13 protein-coding genes are annotated in these 16,869 nt (G+C 43.1%); 6 read left to right on the top strand and 7 right to left on the bottom strand.

The window, feature by feature from the left end:
* Positions 1-103: 103 nt before the first annotated feature.
* Positions 104-1,540: a 6-phospho-beta-glucosidase gene (locus AACV12_RS12120; protein ID WP_026028850.1), complete on the bottom strand. Its 1,437-nt coding sequence runs from the start codon at positions 1,538-1,540 to the stop codon at positions 104-106.
* Between the two features lie 274 nt (positions 1,541-1,814).
* On the opposite strand from AACV12_RS12120, the gene AACV12_RS12115 reads away from it, so the two are divergent.
* Entirely contained in the window at positions 1,815-3,275 is a 1,461-nt protein-coding gene (locus AACV12_RS12115; RefSeq protein ID WP_017042471.1) for a DEAD/DEAH box helicase, read from the top strand.
* Between the two features lie 69 nt (positions 3,276-3,344).
* On the opposite strand, the gene AACV12_RS12110 is transcribed toward AACV12_RS12115, so the two are convergent.
* Positions 3,345-5,792, bottom strand: coding sequence for a trimethylamine-N-oxide reductase 2 (locus AACV12_RS12110; protein ID WP_017050542.1), 2,448 nt, complete (start codon positions 5,790-5,792; stop codon positions 3,345-3,347).
* A gap of 22 nt (positions 5,793-5,814) precedes the next feature.
* Complete coding sequence (locus tag AACV12_RS12105) at positions 5,815-6,909, bottom strand: NapC/NirT family cytochrome c (protein ID WP_017044754.1); 1,095 nt, start codon at positions 6,907-6,909, stop codon at positions 5,815-5,817.
* Between the two features lie 566 nt (positions 6,910-7,475).
* On the opposite strand from AACV12_RS12105, the gene cspE reads away from it, so the two are divergent.
* Together cspE and AACV12_RS12095 are read left to right on the top strand one after the other, a co-directional pair.
* The gene (gene cspE, locus AACV12_RS12100; RefSeq protein ID WP_010317961.1) at positions 7,476-7,688 is read left to right on the top strand and encodes a transcription antiterminator/RNA stability regulator CspE; all 213 of its coding nucleotides are present in this window, start codon (positions 7,476-7,478) and stop codon (positions 7,686-7,688) included.
* A gap of 279 nt (positions 7,689-7,967) precedes the next feature.
* Positions 7,968-8,177, top strand: coding sequence for a hypothetical protein (locus AACV12_RS12095; RefSeq protein WP_013856790.1), 210 nt, complete (start codon positions 7,968-7,970; stop codon positions 8,175-8,177).
* Between the two features lie 50 nt (positions 8,178-8,227).
* Here the strand turns inward: AACV12_RS12095 and AACV12_RS12090 are convergent, their stop codons facing one another.
* From AACV12_RS12090 to AACV12_RS12080, 3 genes are read right to left on the bottom strand one after another with little or no spacing between them, the layout of a single operon-like run.
* A complete protein-coding gene (locus AACV12_RS12090; RefSeq protein WP_047689104.1) occupies positions 8,228-8,701 on the bottom strand; it encodes a response regulator in 474 nt (157 codons plus the stop codon).
* Positions 8,688-10,025: an ATP-binding protein gene (locus tag AACV12_RS12085; RefSeq protein WP_170900388.1), complete on the bottom strand. Its 1,338-nt coding sequence runs from the start codon at positions 10,023-10,025 to the stop codon at positions 8,688-8,690. Before AACV12_RS12085 ends, AACV12_RS12090 begins: the two co-directional genes overlap by 14 nt.
* 8 nt (positions 10,026-10,033) lie before the next feature.
* Complete coding sequence (locus tag AACV12_RS12080; protein ID WP_170900434.1) at positions 10,034-11,452, bottom strand: DASS family sodium-coupled anion symporter; 1,419 nt, start codon at positions 11,450-11,452, stop codon at positions 10,034-10,036.
* A 400-nt stretch (positions 11,453-11,852) separates the two neighbouring features.
* On the opposite strand from AACV12_RS12080, the gene AACV12_RS12075 reads away from it, so the two are divergent.
* The 3 genes from AACV12_RS12075 to AACV12_RS12065 all read left to right on the top strand — a co-directional run bounded on the left by AACV12_RS12075 (position 11,853) and on the right by AACV12_RS12065 (position 15,759).
* Positions 11,853-13,484 carry a methyl-accepting chemotaxis protein gene (locus AACV12_RS12075; protein WP_026027984.1) on the top strand — a complete coding sequence of 544 codons (1,632 nt, stop codon included), beginning with the start codon at positions 11,853-11,855 and terminating at the stop codon, positions 13,482-13,484.
* 54 nt (positions 13,485-13,538) lie between these two features.
* Positions 13,539-14,762, top strand: a complete 1,224-nt coding sequence (gene alr, locus AACV12_RS12070; protein WP_170900387.1) for an alanine racemase — start codon at positions 13,539-13,541, stop codon at positions 14,760-14,762.
* Between the two features lie 142 nt (positions 14,763-14,904).
* Positions 14,905-15,759 carry an EamA family transporter gene (locus tag AACV12_RS12065; RefSeq protein WP_026028721.1) on the top strand — a complete coding sequence of 285 codons (855 nt, stop codon included), beginning with the start codon at positions 14,905-14,907 and terminating at the stop codon, positions 15,757-15,759.
* A 10-nt stretch (positions 15,760-15,769) separates the two neighbouring features.
* Here AACV12_RS12065 and AACV12_RS12060 read toward each other — a convergent pair whose 3' ends face one another.
* Entirely contained in the window at positions 15,770-16,756 is a 987-nt protein-coding gene (locus AACV12_RS12060; RefSeq protein WP_170900386.1) for a GGDEF domain-containing protein, read from the bottom strand.
* Between the last annotated feature and the right edge of the window lie 113 nt (positions 16,757-16,869).

The following is a 16,869-nucleotide window of genomic DNA, read 5'->3' as shown; positions in this document are numbered from 1 at the left end:
ACTCCTAATAAAAACCCCCGACTCTTGGAAGCCGAGGGAGTTTACCTAATTTCCTAAGCTGGATGAACGCTCTCAATCAACAATTATTATTGTCATTCCACGTTTATAATTGTTCGCCATTGGTTTTGATCACGGACTGATACCAGTAAAAGCTTTTCTTTTTACTGCGAGCCATTGAACCAGAACCATCATCGTGTTTGTCTACATAAATGAAACCGTAACGTTTTTTATATTCACCAGTGGTGAACGACACACAATCGATGCAGCCCCAAGGGGTGTAGCCCATGACATCAACGCCGTCTATAGCAATGGCCTTCTTCACTTCTCGTATATGTGCTTGTAAATACTCAATCCGATAATCGTCTTGCACTTGGCCTTGCTCATCGACTTCATCGATCGCCCCAAAACCATTTTCGACAATAAAAATCGGTTTCTGGTAGCGTTCATACAATTCAGAAAGCGCGTAGCGAAGCCCTACCGGGTCAATTTGCCATCCCCAATCAGACGCTGTGAGATAAGGGTTTAAGCGACTTTGTTTAAATAAACTGGTTGTTTCACCTTCAGCGTTGCGATCATCCGAGACAATATTCGTCATGTAATAGCTGATCGCAAGGTAGTCGGCACAACCCTTACGCAGTATCGCTTCATCGCCATCGAGCATATCAACGGTTATCGATTTTCGCTCCCATTCACGCCAAATATAGCTTGGATAATAACCACGAACTTGCACATCGCTGAACAAGTATTTCTCTCTCATCATTTCTTGAGAGCGGATCATATCTTCTGGACGACACGACGCGGGATAAAGCGGCATCATATGAATCATGCTACCCATTTGAAATTGAGGGTTGATCTTATGACCGAGATCGACCACTAAAGCACTGGCAATAAATTGGTGATGCATGACTTGGTACATCACCTGCTCTGGGTTGTCATGTTCAGTGAAGATCACCCCTGAGTTACAGTAGCCAAACAGTGGGAATTCCCAATTTCGCTGGTTATTGATCTCATTGAAGGTAATCCAGTATTTCACTTTCTGTTTATAACGCTCCATCACCACTTGGCTAAAGTTAACGAAGAAATCCACAAGCTTGCGATTTGCCCATCCCCCGTATTGTTGTACAAGGTGGAATGGCATCTCAAAATGCGAAAGCGTAATAACTGGCTCAATGCCGTATTTCAGCAATTCATCAAAAAGATCATCATAAAATTGTAGCCCTGCTTCATTGGGCGAGACTTCGTCACCTTGTGGAAAAATACGAGTCCAAGCAATTGAGGTTCTAAAACATTTAAAACCCATCTCAGCAAAAAGTGCAATGTCACCTTTGTAATGACTATAAAAATCAACGGCTTCATGATTAGGATAGAAATAATTTGCATCCACACCGGAGGTCATCACCCTAGGTACTTCATGCGCTCCTTTTGAGAGCACATCGACAATGCTGACTCCTTTTCCACCTTGGTTCCATCCACCTTCAACTTGATGTGCTGCTACAGCCCCACCCCATAAAAAATCTTTTGGAAAACCATTCGTTGCCATCGTCATCTACCTCGTCTTTATTTGCTGACTCAATGTACCCTTATGTCGATCTAATATGCTATTTCACGCCATGTGGACACGTTGTATAGAAATACATCATCGCTTTGCTACTTTGCGTGACATCATAAACGATTATCGTAAAAATGTAACCGGTTTCGGAAACCGGTTACATTGAAATTAATAATTCTAATGTTCTCGGAAGAAAATACGCACTATTTGTTACTGACAAGTGGCAAACAGAGACATTCCGTAGCACTTTTGCTGTGACTACTGTATGCTTGCGCCTTTCCGCAACGTGATGCGGATCACTTCCTTATTTACATATCGAGACATTTTAATGAGTTTTGCCTCTCTGGGTTTATCCCATGCCATCCTGAAAGCCGTTGCTTCTCAAGGTTACGAAACACCATCGCCAATTCAGGCGCAAGCTATTCCAGCCGTTCTTGAAGGCAAAGATGTGATGGCAGCGGCCCAGACAGGTACCGGGAAAACAGCAGGATTTACCCTGCCCATTTTGGATCTATTAGTTAAAGGCCCAAAAGTAGGCCCCAACCAAGTGCGTGCATTAATTCTGACGCCGACACGTGAATTAGCGGCGCAAGTTGCCGACAACGTGGCAACTTACGGACAAAACCTTCCACTACGCTCTGAAGTTATTTTCGGCGGTGTGAAAGTTAACCCACAGATGATGAAAATGCGTCGTGGAGTAGATATTTTGGTCGCGACACCGGGTCGACTGCTGGATTTATACAACCAAAATGCGATTAAATTTAACCAATTAGAAATTTTGGTCTTAGACGAAGCGGATCGCATGTTAGACATGGGCTTCATTCGTGACATTAAAAAGATCCTTGCACTGCTGCCAGCAAAACGTCAAAACCTACTCTTTTCGGCCACTTTCTCTGATGAAATTCGCCAACTTGCGAAAGGGTTAGTTAACAACCCAGTCGAGATTTCGGTTACGCCACGCAATAGTACCGCCAAAACCGTCAAACAGTGGGTGCATCCTGTAGATAAAGCGAAAAAACCAGCGCTATTGATTCAACTAATCAAAGAAAATAATTGGCAACAAGCGTTGGTATTTACACGAACTAAACACGGCGCTAATCGCTTAACCGCACAACTTGAAGGCAGTGGCATCAGCGCCGCCGCTATTCATGGCAACAAAAGTCAAGGCGCACGTACTAAGGCATTGGCCAATTTTAAAAGTGGTGAGATCCGCATTTTAGTAGCAACGGATATTGCCGCTCGCGGCATTGATATTGACCAATTACCACAAGTGGTAAACTTTGAATTGCCTAACGTCCCTGAAGATTATGTTCACCGAATTGGCCGTACAGGCCGCGCAGGCGCTGAAGGCAATGCGATCTCTTTGGTCTGCGCCGATGAAGCAAAAGACATGTTTGCCATTGAGCGCCTTACCCAAAATTTACTAGAACGAATTGAGGTTGAAGGCTTTGCGCCAGTGAACAAATTACCGGCATCTCCTTCGCTACAACCGATTAAAGCGAAAAAGCCGAAAAAGAACAAACCAGAACATAATGACGGACAGCGCTCTGGTGATGTAGCAAAAGGTCACAGCATAAGCGCGAATACCAAAACTAATGACAGAAAGCCGAAAGCGGCCAATTCCACTCGTTCAAACAGCAACAAACCAAGTGCAAACCAACCCACGAGAAGCGGATCGGCTGGACAAAATAGACCTCGTAGAACAAACAAAATCGCGGCGAGCTGATATTACTCACTGACTACGACTCTCTGATTAAAAAGTAAAGGCCACTCTCATCTAGTGGCCTTTTTGCTTTTACGCGCCTTTGGGCGGTGTGAATGCGGTTAGAGGAAGTGGCTCTCCTGTATATTTCTCTATTTTCACAATTGAAGAGTTACCAGCACAGCCATTGGCTAACCTTGAAGTAGGTATGTCAGCGGTCAGTACGTTGCATCCTCCGTTTTTACATAAACCATGAGGTTTATCAAAATCAGGCCATGCCCCTTCATGAATACAGACCGAACCTTGCTTAATTCCATCCGTGATCAGCGCGCCAACTAAGACTTGGCCACGTTGATTATAAGCACGAACAAGATCGCCATCTTTAATCCCTCGAACTTTTGCATCTTCTGGATGAATCCAGATCGGTTCACGGTTTGCTATCGCATATTGCTCGCGTAGTGCCGCGTAGTTTAACTGGCTATGGAGACGATGAGCCGCATGCGATGTCATCAATTGCAGTTCATCGGCTTGAGCATTCCCTACCCACTCCGTTGGCGGCATCCACATAGGATGTGGCGGGCAATCGCTATATTTGAAGCCTTCGATGGTTTTGGAGAAGATCTCAATCTTGCCACTTGGTGTACCAAGAGGGTTCAGGATAGGATCCTCTCTGAAAGAGGAATAACGAACAAACTTCGCGTTCGCTTCGTTCCATTTCATCTCAATGAGCTGATTTTGTTTCCAAAAATAGCTGAAGTTAGGCATTGCAATCCGATTCTGGCGACCGATAGCTTGAGCTCCTTTATAGAAACCAGCCAACCATTCCATTTCGGATTTATTTTCCGTATACACTGCACGTCCGCCCGGTTTTAACAGCTCCGCCATATCAGCAAATACATCAAAATCATTTCGCGCTTCAAATTGAGGCTCAATTGCTTGTTTCATCGGCACTAAATGTTGATTGCTATAATCCCCTGTCATGGTGAGATCATTACGCTCAAATGACGTCGTGATGGGCAGTACAATATCAGCGTGTTTTGCGGCCGCAGTCCAATAAGGCTCAGAGATAACGATGAGTTCCGGCTTTTGCCACGCTTTAATCAAACGGTTGGTATCTTGGTGATGAGTAAAGTTTGCACCGCCCGCCCACCAGATCATTTTGATGTTAGGAAACGTTTTCTCATGCCCGTTGTGTTGATATTGACCGGATGGGTTTTCCAACGCTTCTACAATACGAGCCACAGGAAAACTATTTACTGCTCCAGAAACGGCCCAATCATTACCCGCAGATGAACCACCATCAATGGCCGCTGATATAGCAGGTAAAACACCCGCAGTCCGCGTAGGGTTACCACCATTGGAATAGTGATATGAAAAACCAAACCCACCACCGGGTAAACCGATCTGCCCTAGCATTGCAGCCAGAGTGACAAGCATCCAGTGTTTTTGTTCACCATATTGCTGACGTTGGATTCCCCAACCAGCCATGATCATAGTTCTATTTTTGCTAAAAATATCAGCCAATAGCTCTAGTTGTTTGGCAGGAACGCCACAAATTGCCTCAGCCCATTGTGCTGTCTTTGGCGTGCCATCAGAATGACCTAGCAGATAAGCTTCAAACTTGTCGTAACCAGCGGTGTATTTATTCAAAAATTCGAGGTTATGTTGGCCCTTTTCAACTAATGAGTGGGCGATCCCCAACATCATCGCAACGTCAGTACCAGGATGCGGTGCAATCCACTGAGCGTTTTCACCAAAAAATTCGATGGTTTCCGAACGCATAGGATCGATAGCGATAATGGTTTTTTTAGAATGTTTGAGTTGATTAAAAAACTCAAGCCCCGCGCCGTCGGTACTGCTCCATGCTATTTTCAGTGTATTAATAGGGTTAAGCCCCCAAAGCACCACAACATCACTACTTTCAAGTACAACAGGGTAAGTTGTTTGTTGTTCATACACTTCTATTGAGCCTACAACGTAAGGCATGATGACTTGCGCAGCACCCGTAGAATAATCACCTAAATGACCCGAATAACCTCCCGCCATACTCATATAGCGTTGCAGTAGGGTTTGGGCTTTATGTAAAATCCCACTGGATCGCCAGCCGTAAGAGCCCGCAAAAATTGACTCGGCTCCATAAGCAGTGCGAATACGGGCATGCTGTTGGTGGATTAATTGCAGCGCTTTTTCCCAACTAACGCGGACGAACTCATCGTCTCCTCGTTTACCATCTGGCATATGGGGATTGGCTAGAAAACCTTTACGCACCATCGGGTATTTGACCCGAGCTTGAGTATGCACTTGATCTGGCGCTGAGGTTTGTAGACTATTGGGTACGGTTTGCGGCAATGCATTCTTGGAGGAAATAATTTTCCCATCCTTAACTTCAACCAGCATAGCGCCCCAACGCCCAGCAGTCAGTACACCAGCTCCTCGCGGTGCGGAAGCGAGAACTGGCATGGGTTTAACCGAAAAAATAGCGACCGCACCTGCAGTTGCACCAGCGCTTTTTAGAAAACTTCGACGTGTGAGAGTAGTCATCACTGAATCCTTATTTCATTTTTTATTGGGCAACAACATCTTTCGCATTGTATTGGAAATATTTCGTGAGGATTTCTAGATCCTCTGCGGAAATAGAGGTACGGTCCCCCATACTTTTTGCCACAGAAGGCCACGCGTTAACCGTAAAATGGTTACTCGGAATTTTGGCATGACATGTTGAACAGTAAACATTGTCCAATTGCTCAGCGTATGCCCAAAGCGAATCCATTTTACCCAACACTGGCGTGTCGATGTCCCCGGCAAGTGTTACTTGACGCCACTGATTTCCGTAGGCATCTTCGTTATACTCTTTTACGCTCAATGCTTTTTGCCCTGCTTCAGTTAACATAGCAATCACAGCACGCTTACCTTCACCCATATACAAGACTTGTTCTGCACCTTGCATCTGATAACCACTCAATTCAACGGTGCGTTTGCCATCGCTTTCATTCAATACTTTCAGCGGCGTCGCTGGATTGATCGTTCCGAAATCAGAAATGGGCGTAGATTGCATCGCATAAACAATAGAAGTGCCCACAGGGGTTAACTTAGCCTCTTCGACTAAATGGGCTAATGCTTGGCTGTCCATTTTGACTTCAGGAAGCATGTGCGCCACACCTTTATGGCAATCAATACAGGTTTGATTATTGTCGATACCGTACTGATGCATTTTTTGTGCTTGCACCGTTTGGTCGTAAATCTCCATCGCATCTTCACTGTGACATGAACGACAGGTCGCAGAATCGTTCGCTTTTAATTGCGCCCAGACAGTTTCAGCCATCTCGGCTCGATGCGCTTCATACTTTTCAGGTGTGCTGATCTTCTTGGTAATGAACTCATGATAGATATCTTTGGACGCCCTGATTTTAGTGACTAAATAATCCATAGTATCAGTGGGGATATGGCAATCAGCGCATTCTGCACGGATGCCTTTGGCATTGCTAAAGTGTACCGAGCCTTGATACTCCTGAAAGGGTGCTTGCATAGTATGACAAGAGAGACAAAATTCCGTACTCGACGTTTTTTCTAAGATGACATGAGTCCCTCCAAGGCTTAACCAACCGAGCAGCACCCCAATAGCAAGAACTCCCACTATCATTCTTTTTTTAATATTCATTATTCCTCACAAATCTCAACGGATGTGGTTTTGACAGAACACGTTGCATTTATGTGATGCGCATCGTATTCCATAAGGAAATCATACCCCCAAAGAGGGATGTCAACTTGACAGTAGTCAATTTAGACAAGGAACAGGCGTGACCTATGTCACCTTTCCTATAAATTGATAAAATAGAAAATAAATAGCCACACAAATTATAGAAATTAAAAACACATGAAACATAACTGATTGATATTAAAAACAAAAGACAAAAACCCCAAAGATAGGCAGAGCCTTATCACTGATAATGTTGACTAAAAATGGTTTGAAAAGTAACAAAAAACACGAATAACCTGCTCAGATTCCTAATGCTCAATTATTTTAAAATAAATGCTTTACTTTGATTGAGGACCATGCGATTATGTGTCCGCTCTGTTGAACAGGGTTATTAATGTAACAAGTAAGCCAAAGTTCCCTTTCAGATTCAATTCAAAGTGTCCTCTAGTTTCATGGTCTCATTTAAATAATTCGTCTCAAAGCAACACCTGTATTTTAAAATTTTTTATTTTTATAAGGGACATAACATGTCTAACACTACTACTGGCACTGTAAAATGGTTCAACGAAACTAAAGGTTTTGGTTTCATTTCTCAAAGCAACGGCGGTCCAGATGTATTCGTACACTTCCGCGCTATCGCTTCTGAAGGTTTCAAAACTTTAGCAGAAGGCCAAAAAGTATCTTTTGTTGTAGAACAAGGTGCTAAAGGTCCTCAAGCTGCTAACGTACGTGCTGAATAATTTCGCATGAATGTGTGAGCGTTGGCACCACGCCAGCGCTCTTATTTTTACCTAGATTATAAATTATAGTTATCAACGTTATCGCTCAAACTTCTGCTCCGTTCCCTCTGCTTATCCCGTTCGAACATTCAGCCATTTTTGCATAAACCGTTTTGACAATCCTATTTCTATCTATGTAATATTTTCATTTTTACAAAGGAGATCTACTATGTCTCGTACAACTGGTAGAAAGCGTTTTTGGTTTGCTAAATCTAAAGCAACACAAAAATTACGCTCACTATGAATATTCATTTTAATATTAAACATTGCTCTTGGAATGCGACTATTCATCAACTTAATAGTGACATATTGACACGTCATATATTAAGTCAGATAAATTGCAATTTAGACACTCTTCATCTCAATTTTATTTATGATGAAGAATCTTCTCAAGGACAAATATTGAATGCTGATGACAAGCTTATTGGCCATTTTAATATCATCGATTAATACCCAAACACTTTAATAGCCGCCGTTAAAGTTATTTGGGCATTATTCACTTATCTCAGTTTTGCTAGCACTATTTTCTGATCTAGTTCGTTGTGATAGTCTTTATAATCTAAGCCTACTTCAAAGATGAATTCTGTTACTAAAGTGCGAACACAATCTACCAGCTCTTTTGCATTCCACGGTTTCTCAAAATACCTATTTATACCTGCAGTGTTAATCGCATTGATCGTATCTGTGTGTGTTGCTTGCCCTGTTAACAGAATTTTCTTTGTTTTCTTAAATCTGGAATCTGCTGCGACCTCGGTTAATAATTCGACTCCTGTCTTTCCTGGCATCACATGATCTGACATCAGCAGCGCAATATGCTCACCTTGTTCGTCAAACTCATCCATTAGATCCAATACTTCATAAGCCGATTCACAATCTTCAATATTCAACCAAGAAGTGAGTGGTTGAAGATCTTGCAGTATCGCACTTAATACTTCCCTTTGATCATCGACACAAATGATATTAAGCTTCTCCATAATCGCTCTCCGTGGGTAATTTAATTCTAAATATTGTTCTTTCATTGTCACTTTTGAGTACGACATTTCCACCATACCCAGAAACAATGCGTTTCACTATTGATAACCCTAGTCCCAAACCAAACGACAACCCTCCTTTTTTGGTGGTGAAGCTTGGTTGGAATATTTTCCGTCTAGTGGCTTCGTTAATTTCAGGACCGTTATTAGCAATGATTACCAATATACGTTGTTTACTTAATTTGGTTTGTATCTCTATCATTGGCTCTGCTATGTTAGCCATCGCATCACAGGCATTTTTGATGATGTTTACCCAAATTTGTACCAGCTCTGTCTGAGATCCTTTAAATAAGGGTAACGCAGCAGGCCTAATACGAACACTGACACGTCGTAAATCACTCTGTAATAGCGCCAATGCTCGATTGATCGTATCGTTAATATCGAACTCTTCATCTTGATTAATTTCAGTTCGGCCCAGTTGTTTTACTGATTTAACAATGCCAACAGTATGTTTAGAGGCCAAACGTAAATCATGCAAGTCACGGCCCATTTGCCAATAACGGATAGCTAAATGTGGATTTTTCAGCCAGTGCGAAGATAAGTAGTCTTCTGGAACCGCTTTTGCTAAATCTCTTGCCACATTTTTAGGCAGGGCGTATTGCTTTTCGAAAAGAGCACCTCGCCTTCTAGCTTCGTTTGACGATACTTTCTGACCATACATCAAGCCAAAATCGAAAAAGAGGCTCGCTTCAGGATGAACCTCTTCGAGTAGCTCCATAAACAGTACTTCTAATCGCTCAGATTTGCTACTCACTACCCCGATGGCATTGTTCAATTCATGGGCAATGCCCGCCGCTAACTGGCCCAAGGTCGTCATTTGCTCAGCCGAATATAACCTTTCTAATGCTTTTTCTTTTGCCACTGATTCTTGAGTTGCGCGTCGTTGACGGCGGGATAATTCATTCACAATAACGGGGGTAAACTGGGCGGTTAAAGGTCCATATTGATCTTCTTCTAAAACAGCCGTAGTTCGGTCGATCCAGGCAAGCTCTACCGTAGATTCAGCCACCACTGTTGAAGAAGCTATCCATTCACCAGAAAAAAAACTGTGCACGCCAATAAAAGCACCAGCACCGGCTGAAAAAACTTTTATCGGTTTATCGCCTTTTTCATTGTAATAGCCACTCAATTCTCCCGACCATACGAAATAGAGTCGATCATTATAACCTTCTTGCTCAATGACAATACTTCCCGAAGGCAGTTTCACCATCCGTTCAGGATGGCGAAAATAACGATCAATGAGTGCAACAAGTCTTTTATCCGACATAATGCTACCTAACCGATATGACCAACCGCATGAAGTAACCAAACCATAACAAAACTGAGCAGCACCCCAATCACACCGAGGACAACCCCTACTTTAGCCATTTGGTTACTTTGAACCTGCCCGGTAGCATGCGCCAACGCATTAGGTGGTGTACTGATAGGTAATGACATACCAAGAGATGCAGCAAAGGTAACCACGAGAATCAACGTGATTTCTCCACCTAATGGAGTAAGCGAAGTCATTGAAGCACCAAGCGCGGCCATAATCGGCATTAATAAGTTCGCGGTGGCGGTATGTGACATAAAATTGGCCATAATGAGACACAAAAATGCCGCACCAAATAAAACAACGTAAGGTGAATACTGTGCAAAAGGAATGCTGTTCACCACTAGTTGCGCTAACCCCGTTTTGTCTAATGCAAGTCCTAGCGCAATACCACCAGACACTAACCACAACACATCCCAAGAAATTTTCTTTAGATCTTCTTTGTTGATGATGCCAGTAAGAGAAAAGACAGCCACAGGTATCAGTGCAACAGTATAAGAGTTCATACCATGGGTTGAGCCCATCAACCAAAGAAGAATGGTTAGAGCAAAGGTGACATACACAATGATGGCTTTTGGTGTTTTTAAAAATTTACCTTTAATGGTCAATTCAATTTTTTGTTGCTCTGCTTTAAACATGGCGCTAATCAATACCCACGCGAGTGCCATCATTATGATCACAAACGGCACCCCAAAGGCCATCCATTCACCAAAGGTAATTAAATTTTCACCGACCAGATATTTCAATGCGATCGCATTGGGAGGAGTACCTATTGGCGTACCTATACCGCCAATATTAGCGGCGACCGGAATACACAAAGCAAAAGCAATTCGCCCTGGATCTTTTGGGCCAAACACTGCGATGACTGGCGTTAAGATGGAAAGCATCATCGCTGTTGTTGCGGTATTGGACATAAACATCGAGAAGATGCCAGTAATTAACATCAAGCCTAACATGACATACTTGGGATTCTGGCCAAATGGTTTGAGCAGCACTCGTGCAAGGTTGACATCCAAGCGATACTTAGTGGCGGCCATGGCTAAGAAAAAGCCACCCAAAAACAACATAATAATTGGGCTGGCAAACGTCGCCATGATATCAGTATGTTTTAGCAAGCCACCAAAATGAGCTTCTCCCTCAGCAAGCCTCATAAACCAGATACCTTTATCCGATACCATTAGGAGCTCTAGCACGATCACGACTACCGATGTGGCATAGATTGGGATCGGTTCAAATACCCAACAAAGAGCGGCAAGCAAAAAGATGGCAATCACTCGCTGCTGTATTACGGTCATCCCTTCAAAAGGGAAAGCGGTCATAGGCAACAATAAAATAAGTAATGGAACTAAAATAGGGATGATAAATTTTAAGTAAGGACGCACCATATAAACTCTTCCTGAGTACTCATAGAAACGATAATTAGAGGTGTACTTGAATCTCGAACAACGTTGCCATTATGTTACAGTTACTCAGCAAAAAGTTTGGTGTTAGATCAATGAACAACGATTACCACTAAGGCAAATACTCAGAATGAGGGGTCGCTTGCAAATCCTCTCACCACTCTTAGGTGTTAAACCAATAATCAACCACCCTCACATCATTAAAATTAATCGTTTTATCTTTGCACAATCAAACATCTGCTACTTTAATAGTATAGGTATCGTCAATTTATAGATAACATGATAATATCCGCGACCAATTAGGATGTAGATCACATTGTCGGTAAATGGATGTTGTTCGCTCAAGCGACTTTTGACAAAAACAATCAAAGGTAACTCATTCATGTTTTTAAAAAATCTATCCATCAGACAGAAAATTGCAGGCTCATTTAGCCTCATCGCTTTAATCAACATCCTCTTCGCTTGGTTTTTATATAGCGAACTCCAAGAAGTCAAAAGTCAGTTGGTGAATTTTGCCGACGATACACTGCCTGCACTACAACACGTAGATTCTATGGGAGATAAACTTTCCTATTGGCGTCGTACGCAGTTTGCTTCCTTGCTCACCGATGATATAAACGAAGTGAAACAACGCCTAGTGACTAGCCGTCAATTACAACAAGAGGTTGATGCAGGTTTAAAACAGTATGGTAAAAGTGTTTGGCCAGGCGAAGAAGAGCAGACATTTAGAAAACTGATGAGTAACTGGGATAGTTATATAAACATTGTGACTCAGTTTAATCAGGCTTTAGAAAGCAATAATAAAAGCGATGCCCACAAACTACTGAATCAATCGCTTGAAACTTTCACGAAAATTGAAGCCGACATAAAAACGCTGATTGGCATCTTGCAAAAAGCAATGGATGGCAACAAAAGCTATATTCTTAAAGCAGTTGACACACTGAACACTTCATCAAGTATCAGTAATGTTTCGATTATCGTCGTCATGGTCATTATCACCCTCTTCTTGACTCGCATAATTTGTGGACCTTTACGATTAGTTGTTGACCAAGCAAACGCGATTGCAGAAGGTAACTTAGCAAAACAGATCGATCGTAATGCTATTGGCAATGACGAATTAGGTGAACTTGCCGATGCCTCACAAAAGATGCAGAACAATTTACGTCAACTGATCGAAGAGATCATCTCCGCTGTAACACAACTGAGTAGTGCTGTGGAAGAGATGAGTCAAATCTCCAATATCTCAGCTCAAGGTATGAAAGAGCAGCAATATCAGATCACACAAGTCGCAACAGCGATGACGCAAATGAAAGCCGCAGTGGCCGATGTAGCACGCAACACGGAAGACTCAGCATCACAAGCAAGTAGTGCCAACACTAAAGCCAAAGAGGGTGCGACAGACAATGCCGCGATGGTGAGCTCCATTCAACAAGTGGCTACAATTATTGGTCAGGCTGGCGAAACCGTTGCAAATTTAGAACAACAATCCACACAAATTAACGTGGTACTTGACGTTATTCGTAACATCGCTGAGCAAACAAACCTATTGGCACTGAACGCTGCGATTGAAGCAGCCCGCGCTGGTGAATCTGGCCGAGGCTTTGCTGTTGTTGCCGATGAAGTGCGCACCCTTGCGGGAAGAACTCAAGCTTCAACTGGCGAAATCACAACCATTATTGAAAAATTACAAACCATGGCAGGCGAAGCAAAAGAAGCAACCGAACGTTCGCGCGTCAGCATTGACTCTTGCGTCGTTCAAGGAACCCACTCGCAGCAATTGATGGTTTCAATTGAAAACTCAGTAGCTCAAATTGCGGATATGGGAACACAAATCGCCAGCGCTTGTAGTGAACAAGATTCAGTTGCCGATGAACTAAGCCGCAACATTGAAAATATTCATACGGCGTCACAAGAAGTCGCGCAGGGTTCAGAACAAACGGCGCAAGCTTGCCACGAACTCAGTCAATTATCGGTCACATTGCAAGACGCAATGGGGCGTTTCAAACTTAACTAAAATAGAGTCAGCCCCTAACGGGGCTTTCTTGTTTTTACTTACCTAGGAGATAGAATGAATTTCAAAGCCTCTTTTCTTACACTGTCAATTGCCATGGCTTTACCCTCTTTTTCAGCGACTTCTGCACCTTTAAGCCTTAACGTCAGTGAGCCTTCTATACAAGAAATTCAGCAATCCAATACTTGGCTTGAGATCGATCTTGGCCAATTCAAACAAAATATTGAGCAGTTTAAGAGCCACATCAACAGCCAAACTAAAATTTGCGCCGTGATGAAGGCTGATGCTTACGGCAACGGTATTCGCGGTTTAATGCCAACTATTCTCGCGCAAGGGATCCCTTGTATCGCAATTACCAGTAATGCAGAGGCTAGAGCCGTACGTGAGAGCGGGTTTAAAGGCCAGTTGATGCGTGTTCGCTCTGCGAGCATTGATGAAATCGCACAAAGTGTCGAGTTAGATATCGAAGAGCTAATCGGTAGTAAAATACAAGCTGAGCAACTCGCTCAGCTAAGCCAGCAAAAAGGTAAAACGATAAGAGTACATTTGGCATTAAATGATGGCGGTATGGGACGCAATGGTATCGATATGTCAACCGATGCAGGAAAACAAGAATCGATTGCGATTGCTACTCAAAGTGACATACAAATTGTTGGGATAATGACTCATTTCCCCAATTACAATCCAGACGAAATCCGCAGCAAGTTGGCCAGTTTTAATACCAATTCAGCTTGGTTGATTCAGCAAGCAAACCTAAAACGCGATGAACTGATTTTGCATGTTGCCAACTCCTACACTGCTCTCAATGTACCGGAAGCACAACTCGATATGGTACGTCCTGGCGGCGTCCTGTATGGCGACTTACCAACTAACCCGGAATATCCGTCAATCGTCTCATTCAAAACACGTATTGCGTCATTGCATCATCTTCCTAAAGGAAGCACTGTTGGCTATGACAGTACATACCGCGTAACCAAAGAGAGTGTTTTGGCAAATCTGCCTGTTGGCTATTCAGATGGTTACCCAAGAAAAATGGGCAATCGCGGTGACGTATTGATTAACGGTCAACGAGCAAAGGTGGTTGGAGTAACCTCAATGAACACCACATTGGTTGACGTAACCGATGTGAAAGGCGTCCTTCCTAATCAGGAAGTCACCTTGTTTGGCGCGCAAAAGCAAGGCCGAATCACTGTCAGTGAGCTGGAAGAAAATGCAGAGCTCATATTCCCTGAACTGTATACGATTTGGGGAACGGCAAACCCACGTTTCTACATCCACTAAGCCAAGCCCACTTATTTATCTTTTGGTCCGTGAGTGTTTTGCACTCACGGTATCCCCTTTTAATTCACCGCTCGTTGTTCCTATTAACCCCTTTATTTTTCAGGCATAATCGGCCCGTTCCTTTTATTTCATATGGATGCGCATGCGACCGATTAAATCCCCTATATTCTTGGCTGTGTTAACTCTACTCTTGGCCATGACCACCATTCAATCTGGCGCGTCACTAGCCAAGCAGCTATTTCCTATTGTTGGCCCAGGTGGAACAATTGCACTGCGCGTTGGTCTCTCTGCATTAATACTGTTAATGATTTTTCGCCCATGGCAGTTACGACTTTCTCTTTCACAATGGCGCTCAATGATCATTTACGGAGCAAGCCTAGGTGGCATGCAACTGATGTTCTATTTTGCTATTGAACGAATTCCTCTTGGTATTGGGGTTGCGTTGGAGTTTTCTGGGCCATTACTCATTGCATTTCTCTCATCTAAACGCAAAAAAGATCTGATTTGGGTTGCGCTTGCTATTTTGGGTATTGTTTTTTTATTGCCCGATCTAACGGGTGTCGATGCACTTGATCCGATTGGCGTTGCACTGGCTTTAGCGGCCGGCGGATGCTGGGCAGCCTACATATGGTTTGGTCAAAGGGCGGGGAGTGTCGGTTCTGGAGGCGCAACCGTTGCGATAGGGATGACGATTGCGGCCCTGTTTGCGTTTCCAATCGGCGTTGTATTATCAGAGGCGTCTATTTTTACGTGGTCAATACTGCCTATGGCGTTATCTGTCGCGATTCTTTCAAGCGCGGTACCTTATTGCCTAGAAATGTCGGCTTTAAAGCGTTTGTCTACACAACACTTTAGTGTGTTAATGAGCTTAGAGCCCGCCATCGCCGCATTAGCTGGATTAATTATTCTTCAAGAACAATTAAGCTTAACGCAATGGATCGCCATTACGATGATCATCACTGCCTCAATGGGTAGCACGCTATCGGCGAAGAAATAAGGTGAACCGTTCAAAATAGTTCGGCACTACTGTCCCCCTCTTCGTTTTCAATGAATACACCGCTACGCAACAAGTCTTCATAACATTGTACTTGATTGCGGCCGTGGTTTTTGGCGAAGTAGAGTGCTTTGTCTGCTCTATCTAGAATCGTTGAGAGATATTCTCTTGGCGAGATAGAGCAGATACCAATGCTAAGCGTGATATGTTGAACCTGAGGAAAACGAAACTGCTCTATGTGCTGTCTAAACCTCTCGGTTCTGTTTAGCACGACCTCATACTCACTGGCAGGAAAAATAATGACGAACTCTTCTCCTCCAAACCGAAACAGTTGTTCTTGATTAAGAAAAAAATTCTGCATTTGCTGAGCCACCAAGAGCAAAACTTCATCGCCAATCAGATGGCCAAAATTATCATTGATCCGTTTAAAATGGTCGAGATCAATGATGGCAACCCAAGGCATCACTGAGCCTACTGTCGCCGTTTCAGGAAGCACATCAAAGCTAAGACGCAACCTATCCTCTAACGTCCTTCGATTCAACAACCCTGTCAGCTTGTCACGCTCATTTTCATGCAATAATAAAACGTAATTTTGGTAAATTTTAACAAAGCCTTCAATGAGCATTCGATATTGTTTGGGCGGAACTTTTAGAATCAGAGACAACCTAGCAGAAAAACTATCGTTGATCGCAATAGGGTAAATGCAATGGTATCCGTTTGTACCTAAATCTTCTATTTTGGGCTCGATATCAGAATGGTTATGTCCATAGCTTGGAACCGTCTCGCCCTCATATTCCCAGTTAATTTCAAATTTTCCAGGTATACGGCTACAGATAGTAGCTTTTGCAATGACATAGGAATGAGGTCCAATGTAATGTTCTAAGCAGGCCGATTTCAGAGGCAACATCTCGACTAGAGCGCTGATGACACAATAACCCAATGACACCGCATTTTTCTGCCCCGTAATTTCAACAACAGATTGGAGAATTTTATCGTCCATGCGCCCTCCCGAACATCTCTTATGATCAGTATAGGAAAGAATGGGTAGCGCGATATTACAAAGTTTGTATCAATTAAATAACTTTCGAGTACTGTAGAACGAATAAAAAGCAG

Origin of the sequence: Vibrio sp. 2-2(8) (assembly GCF_963888495.1) — a bacterium.
GTDB lineage: Bacteria > Pseudomonadota > Gammaproteobacteria > Enterobacterales > Vibrionaceae > Vibrio > Vibrio anguillarum.
This window is presented reverse-complemented; position numbering and strand designations above follow the sequence as displayed.